Origin of the sequence: Pedobacter heparinus (assembly GCF_032678725.1) — a bacterium.
GTDB lineage: Bacteria > Bacteroidota > Bacteroidia > Sphingobacteriales > Sphingobacteriaceae > Pedobacter > Pedobacter heparinus_A.
The window spans coordinates 375,070-390,964 of record NZ_JAVTSC010000003.1 but is presented as its reverse complement, the minus strand read 5'-3'; the positions used below and the strand labels follow the sequence as shown (position 1 = coordinate 390,964).

Below are 15,895 nucleotides of genomic sequence, written 5' to 3'. Positions count from 1 at the left end.
GAGATTTAGCAAGGCTTTCTCGGGGTTTAACGGGCAAAAGGTAACCTTAACCCCATAAATACCCCGAGAAGGCCCCAAGCAATCCTGGTCATTATGGATTAAGACTTTTTATGATGCTCGTCATACCAGGTTTTTGCTTCGCCCAGCAGGGTGACGGCTTTTAAAATACCTTTCCTGTTTTCTTCGGTAGTTGGCGCCCAGAATGTTTGCAAAAAACCAAATAAATGAGGGTCAGCAATCTTCTCCTCACAAAATTTAACGGTATTAGCTATGTTTTTTTCACCTTCGTCATTTTTTTTATAAAACCCTCCCGTCGGAATCTGGTCATATCCGTAAGCTTCCAGGTCTAAGTATGCTTTTACAGGAGTTAGTTTCTCATCAAAGTTTTCACCATAATACCAGTTGCTCTGTATCACTGATTTAGGCATTTTTTTGAAAAAATCATCAGCATGTTTCCATAAATAGTCAGACCAGATCCATGCACGGGAACCTTGTTGCTCTACCTGCCCTACTAAAAAATTAAAATCATGCCACCAGAGATCGTGTTGTCGTATTACCACATAATTGAGATATCTTTGGTCGTAAGCATTCTCTTCGTCCATGCCCAGATGAAAAAAACGAGGTTTTTCAAAAATATCAGCTACTTCTTTGATCAGCTCACTGCAAACCTCATAATATTTTTGCGTAGAGACCATTCTTGAATATTCTCCTAACCAAACATCATGACCTGCTGAAAAGTTCAGTTTGGGAATTGGCTCCAGGCCCATTTTGCGCAGCCGCACCAATTCCTTTTTTAGCCGTGTTACAGACCATGCATTGTTTACGGCAATTTCAGGATGGCTTTCATATGCAACCCCATCGCCCAAATCTATCACTACCATGTTCATACCGGCTTTGGCCATGGTTTCTGTGGCATCATTCCATAAAGATTCACTCAATTGCAGATAAGGTCGATACCCTCTGTATGGACTTGGGGAACTGTACTCCACCCAAAAATTATAACTTAAATGCAGCAGGCATCCCCATATTTTGCTGTTCACCGAAGGTTTGAAGGTGATTCCGGCTGGTTGCGATAATAAGACCCCTGGAATTGCACTCAGCAATCCCGCTGCCGATATATTTTTGATAAAGTTTCTTCTATTAGTCATATTTGATTTAGCCTGTGACTGGTATGATCACCGTAATCCTGTCATACTCCTGATACACCAGGTAGCAGTGTTTGACCGGCATGATGAGCCATCTTAAATATAAATTTTTCTTTCCAGAAAACAAACTTAACCGTTAATCATAATGTCTATCAGCTCTTTGATAGTAGGTAGAGGTTGTCATTTAAATCTTTCCTCATAAGCACTATCCTTTAGAAATTTGCGGTAGTCTTTGATGTGCAGTATATCGGCTATTGCCTTTTTCTTATCGGTTGATTTCTTGTAGTAAGCTTCAGTTATTTTGTAACCCATCCAGTAGCCCAGATCAGGCGGATATCCGTTTTTAGGTTTATAGCTATAGATCCAATCGTGATTGTTGTCTTTGTCATACATGATGGTCTTAAACTCCGTCCACAGTTTTTTTTCATTGGTATTGCCATAAGCATATGTTTTGGCGTTAGGGCCTCCACCGGAGATCAGTTCAGCTATGAAGTCGGCGCTTCCCTCGGCAATGCATGCTGATAAAAGATTGGTTTCACTTTCCTGTATGTCTTGTTGCTGGTAGTGGATTAATTCATGTGCTACCGTGTAAGGAACATTATTGGGTTCATTCATTTCTGCACCGATAACCAGTCCGTTTTTATGCGAATGCCCGCCAGAATTAAACCTGCCAATTACAAAATATACGGGTGGGAAAACTGCATCAGGATATAAATATTTTAATGCCATATAAGTAGAAATGCATTGTTTTTTATGGTTTAAAAATTGCAAACTGCTTTCCCTCTTCTCCAAATACTTAGTCTTATTGCGACTAACCCTATTGCGCAATGAATCTGCATTTATGATGCGGCTTTTCATAAAAGCAGCTATTCCGGGTGAACCTTTACTGATGTAAAAGTCATTGAAAGGATTTCCTTTGTAGCCAGCTTGAAGGCTGTCAAAGGCTATCCAGAAATTCGGAATATCCTTTGTTACAAATTCTGCTTTAAGCGGATCTGAAACGCTTTGGGCTACAGAAACATAGGGAAGAATTGAAAAATAAAGGACAACAAGCCAGGTTTTGTTCATTGCAAAAAATATATATTTTTTAAATAGACTACAAGAGACCAGCAAATGTTACAAGCCTCAGTATCGGCAAATAGCACAATTTGTCATCCAGAACGAAGTGAAGGATGCGATAAATGTTCAAGATAATGGTGAAGGTGGTAAGTGTTTCAAAAAAAATCAATAATATTGGAAAGCTATCTGGAAAAAATCAATACTATTCACCAAAACATAGAATCATGAGAAAAATAATTTCATTTATGCACCTCTCTCTTGACGGATTTGTGGCAGGACCAAATGGAGAAATGGACTGGATTTCAGTTGATGAGGAAATTTTTGATCATGTCGGCAAACGGATCAGCGAAGGAGATACCGCATTATACGGACGGGTAACCTATCAGATGATGGAAAGTTACTGGCCTACGGCAGCAGACAAGCCAACAGCAAGCAGGCATGACATTGAACATTCAAAGTGGTATAAAAATGTGCACAAGGTTGTTTTATCAACAACAATGAAAGACGCCGGTTTAACCAATACAGAAATTATAACCGGCAGCATCACTGACAAAATAAATGAAATAAAACAGCAGGACGGTGAAGATATTTTGCTTTTTGGTAGCCCCAGGGCAACACATTCACTTATTCGACTGAACCTAATTGATGGCTACTGGCTATTCGTTAATCCAGTTATTCTTGGACAAGGCATTCCATTGTTTGCAGAAATCAAAGACAAAATCAAATTAAAATTATTGACTACCACTCAATTTACTTGTGGCGTAACTGAACTGAGCTACATCGTAGACAAACCATAACATTAATGCGGGGTTATTTGAGTATTTACGGTAATTTAACGTAGGTTTAATAACAGGGCTTTAACTTTGCCGTATAACAAAAACATTACGAATGAAAGTAAATCCTGTTTTAATTGCTTTTGTGGTAATCGCATTATTAGCACCCATAGCTTCTTTGTTTAGAAATAGCCAGATAGAAAGCCGGCCTTCAGAAGAAGAGATGCTTTGGATCTGAGGGGTAAAAGTGCGGTTATAGCAACACACTTAACCCGGCTTAAAATAGATGCTAAAAGCGGTACCTTGATCCAATTCACTTTCAACGGTAACTTTTCCACCCATGGCCTCTATCTGGTTCCTGGTAATAAATAAACCGATACCCCGGGCATCCTTATTGTTATGAAAGGTTTTATACATCCCAAATATTTTATCCCTGTTTAGTTTCAGGTCAATGCCAATCCCATTGTCTTCAATGGTAAGTACAATGAGGTTGTTTTCCAACGCTGAAGATAACCGTATCACCGGTTTGCGCTCTTTAGAATGATATTTGATGGAGTTGGTTAAAAAATTAAGCAGAATGCTGTCCAGGTATGCGGGGATAGCGCTAATATTGATGTCGTCTTCTACTTCGTTGATGCAGTTTATCCCTGCTGCTTTCAGTAAGGCTTCGACATTGCCGATGGCACCATCAATGGCACTGCGCAGATTAACGACAACTAAATTTTGATGAATGACGCTATTCACTGCAACAACTTCATTAAGGTGGCCAATGGTTTCCTGCAGGTTAGTGGCTGCATGGCGAAACATTTTGAATAACTCCTGCCTGCCATTTTCGTCTGTATCGGTTTCTATAAAATTGAGCAGCATGCTGAGGTTGCCCGAGTGGGAGCGGAGGTTATGGGAAACAATATGTGCAAAATTAAGCAGGCGTCTGTTCTGATCGTTTGTTACATCCAGCACTGTTTTTATCTCGTCTTCTGCAGCTTTAACTTTGCTGATATCTGTAATTTGTGAAATGAAATGCAAAGGCTTCCCTTTGTTGTTTCTGATTACAGATACGGCAAGAATAACCCAAACCAAATGGCCACTTTTATGGAAATAACGTTTTTCCATCTGGTACGATTCTCTTTTGCCCCCGATGAGTTCGCTTAGCAGAATGAGGTCTTTGTTGAGGTCTTCCGGATAGGTTACATCCTGGAAGGTAAGCTTCATCAGCTCTGTTGAACTATAGCCCAGCATGTCGGAAAGACTCTTGTTGATCCTCAGCCATTTGCCTGTTGTACTGATAATTGCCATGCCTATGGCCGCGTGCTCAAAGGCGCGCCTAAACCTTTCTTCGCTTATCCTTAACTTTTCGTCAAGGTGTTCGCGTTTCCTGCCGTTTCCTAACGTATCCATAAATTGTGCTATCCCTATGTATTGTTTACTGGCGTAATCAATATGTTACATAAGATACGAATATAAACTTGGTTTTTCTTTTTTAACTGAATTTATCTTTCATGCCCAACAGGCCCAGTAATCCGCCGGTATGCAGCGCTACTATTTTAGCATTGGGTTTAAAATAATGGTTTTGCAGCAGGTCGGCCAGTGCATAAAACATTTTTGCGGTATAAACAGGGTCTATCATCAGGCCAGTATGGGCAACAAACTGTTTTATGAATTCAATTAAAACAGGAGTGGTTTTTGCATAACCGCCAAAATGGTATTCGGTATGCAATGTCAGCTGATCATTATTGCCGGTATACTTTAGAATTTCATCTGCAATAAAATCTCCACCTTTTAGCACAGGTATTACATGGAGTTTTGTTTTTAGCTGATGCGTTTGTATGCCTTTTAGCAGGCCTGCAGCGGTTGTTCCGGTTCCGGCAGCACAAAATAAGTGATCGATATCTGCAGGCAGTTCTGCAATGATTTCTGCGCAGCCTTTAACCGCATGTGCACCTGCTCCGCCTTCGTCCACAAAAAAAGCATCCTGGTTTTGGCCAAAATGCTGATCAAATAATAAGGTTTTGTTTTTATAGCTCAGCCGGTCGGTAAATATCAGCTGCATTCCATACAACCTGCACAGCAGGAGCATTTCGTTTTCTGCCGGTTCTCCGCGTACGAAAGCTGTACTTTTTAAGCCTGTTCTGGAGCAGGCTGCTGCTGCGGCTACTAAATGATTGGAATATGTACCTCCGAAAGTAACCAGATGTGTTTTCTGATTTTGGTTTGCTTCTGCTAAAATGTATTTCAGCTTACGCCATTTGTTCCCTGATATAAAAGGATCAATCAGATCGTCCCTTTTTACCATCACCTGGTGTCCGGAAAAGAAATTTAAGGATTGTAACGGGCTGTGTATAGCTACAAACAATACTTTACTGGATTATTGTTTGAAATAAATCTTTTTAAGCAGGTATGGGAAGAAGTTAAGTATGATCTTAACGTTTTGAGTAAAGTTTTTCATAAGCGTATATTTTTTTGTTTTTCATTTCTTATAAAGCCATTCTACTTAGCTTTATAACCATTTTTTAAAAGGTATGCGCGTAGGGTTCACAAAAAGCAGACCAATTTCTTTTTTAAATATGTAATTGTTAAAGATTAGTTTTGCAACAGGGAATCTGCAAAAGCCAGAAGGCAGCAGTAAGCTCCATTACCTAATAATAAACAAGAGAGAACAGATGGAAAACAGTTATACCGGGCCAGAATTAGAGGAGCAGGATTTATATGAACATTTTAACATTGTTGTTGATAAAGGACAGTCTTTACTGCGTATAGATAAGTTTTTGATGCACCGTATGGAAAATGCATCACGAAATCGTATACAAAATGCCATTGATGCAGGAAATGTGCTGGTAAATCAAAAAACGGTTAAGCCTAGTTATAAGGTTAAACCTGCCGACGAGATTTCTATTGTGTTCCCTCATCCGCCACGTGATACAGAAGTTTATCCGGAAGATATCCCTTTGGATATTGTGTACGAAGACAATGACCTGCTGGTGGTAAACAAACCCGCTGGTATGGTAGTACACCCGGGATTTAACAATTATACAGGTACGCTGGTGAATGCGCTTGCTTTTCACTTTGATCAGTTGCCGCAGTTGCCGGGCAATGAAGGGCGTCCGGGTTTGGTGCACCGTATTGATAAGGATACATCCGGGCTGTTGCTGATCAGTAAGAATGAAATTACGATGACGAAACTGGCCAGGCAGTTTTTTGACCATACCATTACCCGTAAGTACGTGGCATTGGCCTGGGGTGATATTGAGCAGGATGGTACAGTTACGGGCTTTATTGGCCGCAGTGCGAAGAACAGGATTGTGATGGATGTATATGATGATGAAGAAAAAGGTAAATGGTCTGTAACACATTATAGCGTGTTGGAACGTTTAGGTTATGTAACCTTAATCAGCTGCCAGCTGGAAACTGGCCGTACACATCAAATCAGAGCACATATGCAACACATTGGCCACCCTTTATTTAACGATGCCAACTATGGCGGTGATAAAATTTTAAAAGGTACTACTTTTAATAAGTACAAACAGTTTGTTCAAAATTGCTTTCAATTGTTGCCACGTCAGGCACTGCATGCGCAAACTTTAGGGTTTATTCATCCGACCACTAAAAAGTATATGGAATTTGAAGCACCTTTGCCCTCGGATTTCGATTCGGCATTGACTAAGTGGAGAAATTACATCGTACAATCAAATTAATACAGCGGGCAATCAGATGCAGGAATATATTTTACATAATGATGAGTTTGTAGCCATCAGCCAGCCCATCCTTACGGCGAATAACCGGGGCTTTAAATATGGTGATGGCCTCTTCGAGACGATGCGCATGTGTAACGGTAAACTGCAATTTGCCGCGCAGCATGCGGATCGGCTACATGCCGGAATGAAGGCCCTGAAAATAGATGGGAGTACTTTGCTGGATGAATATTTTTTAAAACAGAAAACCGCAGAGCTTTGTAAAAAAAATAAACTGAAAGAGAATGTACGCTTCAGGTTATCGGTTTTTCGTGCTGGTGATGGATTGTATACCCCTAATAGCAATAAATCGGGCTATTTGCTGGAAGCTACGCCTTTGACAGATGACCACTACGAACTGAATAAGCGGGGACTGATCATTGATGTATATGATGAAATTACCAAACCTGTAAATAAGCTTTCTAATTATAAAACCAGCAATGCTTTGCTATATGTAATGGCCGGATTGTACAAAAAACAGAACGGCCTGGATGATGCGTTGCTATTAAATCAAAGTGGTTTTTTGTGTGAGAGCATCAGTTCAAATGTTTTTGTGGTATATGACAAAAAGGTATATACACCAGCATTGTCTGAAGGTTGTGTGGCTGGGGTGATGCGTGGTGTGGTAATGAATATGGCCAGGCTAAACGATATTGATGTGATTGAAGCCCAGATTAGCCCCGAGATTTTAAAAGCCGCGGAAGAGGTATTTGTGACCAATGCCATCAACGGGATCAGTTGGGTAATGGGCTATGGCCGCAAAAGGTATTTTAATGAAATGACAAAGCAATTAAGTGTTAAACTGAATGCGTTGTAATTTAACGTGGCCCTGTTGCAATTTGTATTATATTTAGCCTTATGAAGATTGCCGTATTTAGTACCTGCCAATATGATGAAGAATTTTTAAGCCGTTTCAATACCGGGCATGAATTGTCTTTTTTTACGGTTCCGCTAACCGGGGATACGGCCAGACTGGCCGATGGGTTTGATGCCATCTGCGTTTTTGTTAATGACAGCATCAATGCTGCTGTTTTGAATCATTTGCATGAAAATGGATTGAAGTTAATTGTTTTGCGTTGCGCAGGCTTTAACAATGTGGATATGGCCACTGCAACCCGTTTAGGTATTCCGGTACTCAGGGTGCCTGCTTATTCGCCAGAGGCGGTTGCTGAACATGCGATGGCCCTGATTTTAACGCTAAACAGGAAAACCCATAAAGCTTACAACCGCGTGCGGGAAGGTAATTTTTCTTTAGAGCGGCTAATGGGATTTAATCTTCATGGACGTAAAATTGCTGTAATCGGTACGGGGAATATCGGCGCTGCTTTTTGCAGAATTTTAACCGGATTTGGCTGCCGGATCAGTGCACATGACCTTTATCCATCAGCAGCGCTGAAAGAAACCGGTGTACACTATGGCAGCCTGGAAGATACGCTGGCTGATGCTGACGTAGTTGCGTTGCATTGCCCTTTAACGGAACAGACCAATCATTTGATCAATGCCGAAAGCCTTAAATTGTTTAAGCAGGGGGCTATGCTGATCAACACCAGCAGGGGTGGCCTGATTGACACCAAAGCGGTTATTGAGGCTTTAAAAACCGGACAGCTGGGTGCACTTGGCCTTGATGTGTATGAACAGGAGGGAAAGCTCTTTTTCCACGATCGTTCGGAAGATGTGATACAGGATGATTTGATTACCAGGCTCATTTCTTTTCCCAATGTACTGATCACTTCACACCAGGGCTTTTTTACCAAAGAGGCCATGGAGGAAATTGCCCGGACTACTTTTGGAAACCTGGATGCTTTTGCCAAAGGAGAAGCGCTTATCAATCGTGTAAAGTAATTTACAGGCGCATCCCTCTTAAAAATTCATCAACCTGCATCCGTTTTTTGCCTTCATACTGCAGATAGGTCAGTTTAATGAAGCCATCCTTTGCAGCAAACTTGAGAAAGGTTTTCCCATCTGAGAGGAAGGCCCCGGCTGCCAGCCCTGTTTCTTTTTCTTCGAGTTCTGCTTTAAAAACTTTAAGGGTTTTATCGTTCAGTTTGGTAAAAGCGGTAGGGTATGGGCTTAAGCCGCGGATCAGGTTATAAATGTTTTTTGCAGGCTGATTCCAGTCGATCAAACAATGTTCCTTAAATATCTTAGGTGCATGTTTTAATTCCAGTTGTCCGGCATTTGGCTGTGGCTGTTCGGTGTAGCTGCCTGTTTCAATCGCTTTTACGGTTTTGACCAGCAGGCCGGCACCTACATTCATCAGTTTGTCGTGTAAATCTCCGGCGGTATCCGTAGCTGTAATGTCTACTTTTTCGGAAAAGATCACATCTCCGGTATCAATCTCCTGTTTCAGGAAAAAGGTAGTTACGCCACTCTCATTTTCGCCATTAATGATGGCGTGGTTAATAGGGGCGGCACCCCGGTATTGGGGCAATAATGAAGCATGCAGGTTGATGGTTCCTTTTGGGGGCATATTCCATACCACTTCGGGTAACATCCTGAAGGCAACCACCACTTGTAAGTCGGCATTTAATGCTTTTAGCGCTGCTATAAACAAAGGGTCTTTGAGCTTTAGGGGCTGCAATACTTTTAAGCCATTGGCAACAGCGTATTGTTTTACTGCACTTTCCTGTAGTTTTTGTCCGCGTCCGGCAGGTTTGTCTGCAGCAGTTACTACGCCTACTACCTCGAAACCTGCTTGTACAAGTGCATTTAATGCAGCAACAGCAAAATCGGGGGTACCCATAAAAACTAATCTCATTGTCCTTTGTTTTAGGTAACAAAATAACTAAAAATTTAACGCATATTTTAGACAAACCGTATGACAGGCACCCTTGAGGAAATTAAAGAAAGTGGTTTGGTTTACTTAACAGATAGCCAGCCAGGGATATACAGAAAGGGGAAGCCCGGAAAATTTTATTATGTTGACAGCAACGGGAACCGGATTACGGATGCCGGTAAACTCGACAGGATCAAAGCGCTTGTTTTGCCGCCGGCCTGGACGAATGTATGGATTGCGCCAAAGAAAAATGCGCATTTACAGGCTACTGGTATTGATGTTGCTGGCCGAAAGCAATATAGATACCATACTGACTGGACTTCCCGGAGGTCGGACAGTAAGTATTTTAGGTTACTGGAGTTTGGGAAAGTATTGCCCGTTGCCCGTAAAAGGATTGCTAAAGACTTAAGAAGGAAGGAGCTGGATGAACAGAAAGTGCTGGCCATTTGTTTACAGGTAATGCAAAAAACACTGATCCGAGTAGGCAATGAAGCTTATAAACAATTGTATGGAAGCTACGGATTGAGTACGCTAAAGGATAAGCATGTGCAAATTAATGGCCATGCCATGAAACTTAGTTTTGTTGGAAAAAAAGGGGTAAAGCAGGAAGTACTGCTGAATGATAAAACACTCAGCAGGCTGGTAAAAAAATGCAGAGACATTCCTGGACAGGATCTTTTTCAATATTATACCAATGGCAATGAACATAAACCTGTTGATTCTGGCAGGATTAACAATTACATTAAGGAGATTACAGACAGTGATTTTACCGCTAAAGATTTTCGCACCTGGGGCGGCACGCTGGAGGCGCTAAGGCAACTGGCGAGATGCAATAGTCTAGTTGATGAAAAGCCTAAAAAGAAAGTGATTGTTGAAGTGCTGGATTGTGTAGCCGGAAAGCTGGGTAATACGCGTGCGGTGTGTAAAAGTTCGTATGTATACCCCTTGCTGTTGCAGGCCTTTGAAGATGGCCAGCTGGGAAAATACCTGAATATGATCCATATAGATCAGCCAAATACGATTAAAGTATTAGAAAATGACGAGAAAGTGCTGATGAAATTTTTAAAAGCAGCCCAAAAGAATAAACTGTAGTTTATTCTTTTGGTGCTTTTTTTATGGGATGTACCGGCTGTTCGCTTTCTTCCCTTTTTTTAGCCGGGTTTTTAAAGTGTGCGTTATCCCGGTTATAGTCTTTGTCTTCCGGTTTTTTTACGGCTTTATCGCCGGCAGGAACTTTGTCTTTTGGAATTTCTTCCTGGTAATTGCTGCCCGGACTTTCGTTTTTCTTTTTAGCTGCGTTGTTCATAGTTGTTGTTTTAATAGTAAAGCGGTCGTCAGGGTAGAGCCGTCATCTCTCACTTTGTTCGAGATGACGATCGTATAAGCTTTTTCTTTGTCTTCCTATGGATACAACAAATATTTTTTACGCATTGTTTTGTATTTACTCAGCCCTGGTTCCCAACTGGCCCGGATCTCTTTTTCTGATTTGCCCGCAATGATCTGTTGTCTGAAATCTGCAACGCCAATCAATTTTTCGATCGTACCCATCTGTTTGCTCAGTTTGGAGTTGAAAAAATCGGCCTTATTAGGTGAATTTTTATAGAGTTCTATCATCCAGCCCAGGTTGATCTGTTTGGTTTTCCTGAAGTTATTGGTGTCATAGTTTCTCAGGTCCAGGCCATAACAAACCTGGTTCATGAACAAAGGACTTTCTGACATCCCCTTGATGCTTATTGGTGTAAAGGAAAAACTGTACTTACCTTTTAATGCCGGTGCACCTACTATGGTGAATGGAAACTGGGTTCCACGACCATAGTTTAAATAAGTACCCTCAAATAGACAGGTAGTTGGATACAGTAAAATTGACTGGGCTGTGTTGAGGTTTGGCGACGGGCTTACCGGTAATTCATACGGCGTGTCATGCGTATAATTGGCCACTTTGATGATCTTGATATTGCATTTCAGTTTGTTGTCCAGCCAGTTTTCGCCATTTAACATCTGGGCATATTCGCCAACTGTTAATCCATGTACCGCCGGGATTGGTTTTAAACCAATGCCTGATTTAAATTTCGGGTCCAGTATCGGGCCATCTATGTAAAACCCATTTGGGTTAGGTCTGTCCAGGATCAGAACTTCTTTGTTATTGGCTGCGCAGGCCTCCATTACGTGTTGTAAAGTGTTGATATAGGTGTAAAAACGCACGCCTACGTCTTGAATATCAAATACCATAACATCTATTTTTGCAAGAGATTCTTTAGAGGGGATAGCGTTTTTTCCATATAAGGAAATAACCTTGATCCCGGTTTTTTGGTCAATCTCATCATCTACATGGGTACCATTGCTGGCATTGCCTCTAAATCCATGTTCAGGCCCAAATATATTTACAATGTTTACACCAAGCTTTAGCAGGCTGTCAACTGTGGTTGCTTTGCCAATAATTGAAGTGGGGTTTACCACCATGCCTACCCGTTTACCTTTTAAATAGGGAACGTACAGATGCGTTTGTTCTGCTCCGGTAAGGAGTTTTCCTTTCCCAGGATTAAAAGCTACTGAGGTTGAGGGGCCACATGCCTGAAGTATGAATGAAATCAGGACGATGTTAAGGATGCTTGCTATGGATCGTGTCATTTAAGAACCTTTTTTATTTTATATACTTTAAATCGAAATCAAATAACCATTTTTGCTAAGTTACAATTTATTGCAAAAGATTGAATACAGAATATTTTATAGCAGGGCGGATAGCCATCAAATCGGAGCGTACTTTTTCTAAACTGATTGTTCGCATTGCCATAGCGGGGGTAATGCTCAGTCTGGCTGTGATGATGCTTTCTGTAGCCATTATAAAAGGTTTCAAAACTGAAATACAGGAAAAAGTAAGGGGTTATATTGGTGATGTAAGGGTTTTCAAGTATGATTTAAACAATTCGTTTGAGCTTTCTCCTTTTGTTCCGGCAAAGGAAACCTTAACCCAGTTGAAAAATAATCCGGAGGTGGAGTTTTATCAGCCCTATGCTACTAAGCCAGCTATTATATCAGCCAATAATGAGGTGGAGGGTATTAATTTTAAGGGAATTGACAAAACATTTAACTGGGATTACATCCGCAAGCATCTGGTTAGTGGCGCTGTAATTGATTTTACGGATAGTGTAAAGGCCAGTAAACAGATCCTGATCTCCCAGTTTACGGCAAATCGTTTAAAACTGAAGGTTAGTGACGATTTTATCATGTATTTTGTACAAAACCCTCCGCGCAAACGTCCCTTTAAGATCGTAGGAATCTATGATATCGGTGTGGAAGAGATTGATAAGAATTTTGTAATTGGTGATTTAAACATCATACGCCGGTTAAACAACTGGAAGCCTGAAGAAATAGGTGGGTTGGAGATCAGAATTAAAGATTTCTCTAAGTTGAAAGAGGTATCGGGCCATATTTATGAAAACATGGAACTGAAGCTGAAATCGGAATCAGTTTCTGAATATTTCCCGGCAATTTTTACCTGGCTGTCTTTACTGGATGTCAATACCAAGGTGTTGCTGGTATTAATGATGGTAGTTGGTGTGATCAATATGGTTACTGCTCTGCTGATCATGATATTGGAACGTACCAATATGATTGGCATTATGAAGGCTTTTGGCATGACAGATTACAGTGTAATGAAAATATTTTTGTACAATGCCATGTACCTGGTTGGCTTGGGTTTATTGTTGGGTAATTTGCTGGGTTTAGGCCTGGGCTTTTTGCAAAAATATACGCACATCTACAAACTGGACCAGTCTTCTTATTACCTGTCTTATGTACCGATAGAACTTCATTTTATGGATGTGCTGATCCTGAACCTGGCTACCATGGTGATTTGTGTTATTGTGCTGATCCTTCCTTCTATGCTGGTGAGCAGGATCAGTCCTTTAAAGGCCATCAGGTTTAAATGATCTGGTTTTTACTACAGACTGAAAATATGATGCAGTACCTTTCTGTACAATTCATCGGGCAGAAAAGGTTTGATCACCATATCATCAATGCCGGCTTCCTTTACTCTTAGTGCTATTTCATCAGGAAGATTGGCGGTAAGGGCAACTATAGGTATCTTAATTCCGTTTTCACGCATTTTTGCGGCAGCTATGTAACCATCCATTACCGGCATGTGTAAATCCATTAAAATAAGCCGGTGTTTGTTAACATCCAGTTTCTCTAGTGCTTCCTGTCCGTTTAGTGCAACATCAATTGTTGCTCCCCAGCGCTCCAGGTATTTTTGGGCTACCAGAACATTCATCAGGTTGTCTTCTACCAGTAAAATGGGGATGCCTGTAAGTGGTTTATCATTTTCATTTGGCAATTGTTCTGGATCCAGATGTTTCAGTTTTTTGGTGCTTTTCTCAAAAGTTTGTATAAAATAGAACGTAGAGCCCCTGCCTTCATCGCTAATCAGGCTTAAGGATGAATTTTGCAGTTCCAGGATCCTTTTGCAGATGGAAAGTCCCAGTCCTGTACCACCGAAACCTCTGGATGTGGAAGAATCGCCCTGGGTAAAACGATCGAAAATAACCTTCTGTTTGTCTTTTGAAATGCCGATGCCGGTATCTTTAACCTGGATATTTAAGGTGATGCTGCTTTCTGTTTGTGCGGCAACAATTAGCCTCACCTCTACAGAGCCCTTATTTGTAAATTTTATGGCATTATGTACCAGGTTGGTGATCACCTGGGAGCTGCGTGTGGGATCGCCCATTAATTTGTTTTTTAAAATGGGATCAACGTGCAATGTCAATTCTATGCCTTTATCATTTGCCGAACTTTGGAGCCCTGAAACAATATTTCCGGCGATGGCCGAAATGTCCATCTCAATATGTTCAAAAGAGACTTTACCTGCTTCAATTTTATTGTAATCCAATATGTCGTTTACGATGGAAAGCAGGTTGTTGGCCGAAAAAAGCATGACATCAAGCTGTTCTTTCTGATCCGCTCTTGGCGCATTCTTTAACAGTAGATGGCTCATCCCGATCACTGCATTTAACGGTGTCCTGATCTCATGGCTCATGGTGCTCAGGAATTCACTTTTGGCTTTTAAGCCCTGCTCGGCTTCGGCTCTGGCTGTTTTCTGTTCAAAAGATACCCGGTGTGACAGTATTAAGGATTGAAGGAAAAAGAAACTGATGTAGAAGAGGAAGGAGACCAGCTGAAACGGTGGGATGAACGTCCAGTAGTGGAGTAATGAAATGGCAAAAACGGGCATTAATGCAAAGGCACTCATTAATGTATAAATGGCACCCGGTCGCTTTCTCCTGTAAGCCAGTGTATATACATAAGGTACGTACACGAGGCAAAATATCATAACAATTAAAAAGGGGTTGATCAACTGGGTGAAATACACCGGGGTTAAACAGATCACAGCCAGAGAAAAACCAAAACAAATTACCGAGATGGTGCCTACAATGATGACATTGATTTCATTTGGATATAAGTAACGCGTATATAAGGCAAACAAGCCAATTCCTGAAAATAAGCTTAAATACTCCAGCCGGACGGTAAGATACCAGTTAAGATTGGGTATTATGGTATGCAGTACATAATTGTCTATTCCAATAACCCGGTAGCTGTAAACAATGGAGTATAAGGCGAATAATAAAATTGCTTTATCCCTGTTCCCCATCAGGTAAAGGCCCAGGAAGAAAAGCCCACCCATGATCAGACAGCCGGTTAGCAGCAGGTCAATGGCTTCTGCCTGTTTATTTTTTAAGATGACAGTTGCTTTATTTCCGATAAATAAAGGCTTTTTTATTCCGCCTTTGCTATGGCTGAAATTCGCTATCTGCAGCAAAATGTGCAGTGTATCTGTATGATGGGGGATTTCCAGGATTTTGGTTTCCCAGTAGGGTGTAAAGTCTTTTGCGGTTTTAGCTACCCTGCCGTTAACTGCTATTTCCTGGTTATTGATAAAGAGGCGATAGGCAGAATAAGTTTCTGGCATGGCAAGCCGAAGGGGAGCCGCATTTTTCGGTAACAGTACAGTTAACTGATAGGTAGCGTAGCCAAATGTGGGATAGTTTTTTTTCTCAGTTTCGTCGGTCCACCGAAAAGGGAAGTTAACCAGTTCTCCTATACCCGGACTGCGGTCTCCAGGGCCAATAAGCTGTTGCCAATAAAAGATCCATTCGCCGTTGAGCGCAATTTTGTCATCCAGTGATTGCTCACGAAGATCCATTATGCCACCTCTTGCAGCCGGAGCAGGTGCATCAGTTATTGCAAAACCATAATTTGTCCAGCAGCAAAGCAAAAGCAACGTGCTATAAAAATACTTCCTTACCCTCATTAAGAATTATTATCACGATTAATTAAAAATGTAGTGTTTTTAATTTGCGCGCAAAGATATGGTAATTAAAAAGTTAAAAACCAAGGAAATTTACAAAATTCATCTGACAT

At 41.1% G+C, this 15,895-nt stretch carries 15 protein-coding genes; 7 read left to right on the top strand and 8 right to left on the bottom strand.

Annotated elements, in window-relative coordinates; all coding sequences use genetic code 11:
• Positions 1–98: 98 nt before the first annotated feature.
• Both R2Q85_RS07035 and R2Q85_RS07030 read right to left on the bottom strand, forming a co-directional pair.
• Positions 99–1,148: a hypothetical protein gene (locus R2Q85_RS07035; RefSeq protein ID WP_316811048.1), complete on the bottom strand. Its 1,050-nt coding sequence runs from the start codon at positions 1,146–1,148 to the stop codon at positions 99–101.
• A 177-nt stretch (positions 1,149–1,325) separates the two neighbouring features.
• Positions 1,326–2,213, bottom strand: coding sequence for a DUF2268 domain-containing putative Zn-dependent protease (locus R2Q85_RS07030; RefSeq protein ID WP_316811047.1), 888 nt, complete (start codon positions 2,211–2,213; stop codon positions 1,326–1,328).
• Between the two features lie 215 nt (positions 2,214–2,428).
• Between R2Q85_RS07030 and R2Q85_RS07025 the strand changes: the two genes are divergently transcribed.
• Positions 2,429–3,001, top strand: a complete 573-nt coding sequence (locus R2Q85_RS07025) for a dihydrofolate reductase family protein (RefSeq protein WP_316811046.1) — start codon at positions 2,429–2,431, stop codon at positions 2,999–3,001.
• A gap of 91 nt (positions 3,002–3,092) precedes the next feature.
• Positions 3,093–3,215, top strand: coding sequence for a hypothetical protein (locus R2Q85_RS07020; protein ID WP_316811045.1), 123 nt, complete (start codon positions 3,093–3,095; stop codon positions 3,213–3,215).
• Positions 3,216–3,244: 29 nt separating this feature from the next.
• Here R2Q85_RS07020 and R2Q85_RS07015 read toward each other — a convergent pair whose 3' ends face one another.
• A complete protein-coding gene (locus R2Q85_RS07015) occupies positions 3,245–4,375 on the bottom strand; it encodes a PAS domain S-box protein (RefSeq protein WP_316811044.1) in 1,131 nt (376 codons plus the stop codon).
• Positions 4,376–4,457: 82 nt separating this feature from the next.
• The gene (locus tag R2Q85_RS07010; protein WP_316811043.1) at positions 4,458–5,330 is read right to left on the bottom strand and encodes a 1-aminocyclopropane-1-carboxylate deaminase/D-cysteine desulfhydrase; all 873 of its coding nucleotides are present in this window, start codon (positions 5,328–5,330) and stop codon (positions 4,458–4,460) included.
• Positions 5,331–5,637: 307 nt separating this feature from the next.
• On the opposite strand from R2Q85_RS07010, the gene R2Q85_RS07005 reads away from it, so the two are divergent.
• The 3 genes from R2Q85_RS07005 to R2Q85_RS06995 are packed head-to-tail and all read left to right on the top strand — an operon-like array spanning position 5,638 to position 8,547.
• Positions 5,638–6,669 (top strand): RluA family pseudouridine synthase, encoded by a 1,032-nt coding sequence (locus R2Q85_RS07005; protein ID WP_316811042.1) that lies wholly within the window; start codon positions 5,638–5,640, stop codon positions 6,667–6,669.
• Between the two features lie 16 nt (positions 6,670–6,685).
• Positions 6,686–7,522, top strand: a complete 837-nt coding sequence (locus tag R2Q85_RS07000) for an aminotransferase class IV (protein WP_316811041.1) — start codon at positions 6,686–6,688, stop codon at positions 7,520–7,522.
• A 41-nt stretch (positions 7,523–7,563) separates the two neighbouring features.
• Positions 7,564–8,547, top strand: a complete 984-nt coding sequence (locus R2Q85_RS06995; RefSeq protein ID WP_316811040.1) for a 2-hydroxyacid dehydrogenase — start codon at positions 7,564–7,566, stop codon at positions 8,545–8,547.
• Position 8,548: 1 nt separating this feature from the next.
• On the opposite strand, the gene fmt is transcribed toward R2Q85_RS06995, so the two are convergent.
• A complete protein-coding gene (fmt, locus tag R2Q85_RS06990; protein WP_316811039.1) occupies positions 8,549–9,463 on the bottom strand; it encodes a methionyl-tRNA formyltransferase in 915 nt (304 codons plus the stop codon).
• Positions 9,464–9,523: 60 nt separating this feature from the next.
• Here fmt and R2Q85_RS06985 point away from each other — a divergent pair, with 60 nt between their 5' ends.
• The gene (locus tag R2Q85_RS06985; RefSeq protein ID WP_316811038.1) at positions 9,524–10,573 is read left to right on the top strand and encodes a DNA topoisomerase IB; all 1,050 of its coding nucleotides are present in this window, start codon (positions 9,524–9,526) and stop codon (positions 10,571–10,573) included.
• A gap of 1 nt (position 10,574) precedes the next feature.
• Here the strand turns inward: R2Q85_RS06985 and R2Q85_RS06980 are convergent, their stop codons facing one another.
• Both R2Q85_RS06980 and R2Q85_RS06975 read right to left on the bottom strand, forming a co-directional pair.
• Complete coding sequence (locus R2Q85_RS06980; RefSeq protein ID WP_316811037.1) at positions 10,575–10,787, bottom strand: hypothetical protein; 213 nt, start codon at positions 10,785–10,787, stop codon at positions 10,575–10,577.
• A gap of 95 nt (positions 10,788–10,882) precedes the next feature.
• Entirely contained in the window at positions 10,883–12,109 is a 1,227-nt protein-coding gene (locus R2Q85_RS06975; RefSeq protein WP_316811035.1) for a DUF1343 domain-containing protein, read from the bottom strand.
• Between the two features lie 80 nt (positions 12,110–12,189).
• Between R2Q85_RS06975 and R2Q85_RS06970 the strand changes: the two genes are divergently transcribed.
• On the top strand, positions 12,190–13,410 hold the full coding sequence (locus tag R2Q85_RS06970) for an ABC transporter permease (protein ID WP_316811034.1): 1,221 nt from the start codon (positions 12,190–12,192) through the stop codon (positions 13,408–13,410).
• Positions 13,411–13,421: 11 nt separating this feature from the next.
• Here the strand turns inward: R2Q85_RS06970 and R2Q85_RS06965 are convergent, their stop codons facing one another.
• Positions 13,422–15,785: an ATP-binding protein gene (locus R2Q85_RS06965; protein WP_316811033.1), complete on the bottom strand. Its 2,364-nt coding sequence runs from the start codon at positions 15,783–15,785 to the stop codon at positions 13,422–13,424.
• Positions 15,786–15,895 lie beyond the last annotated feature (110 nt).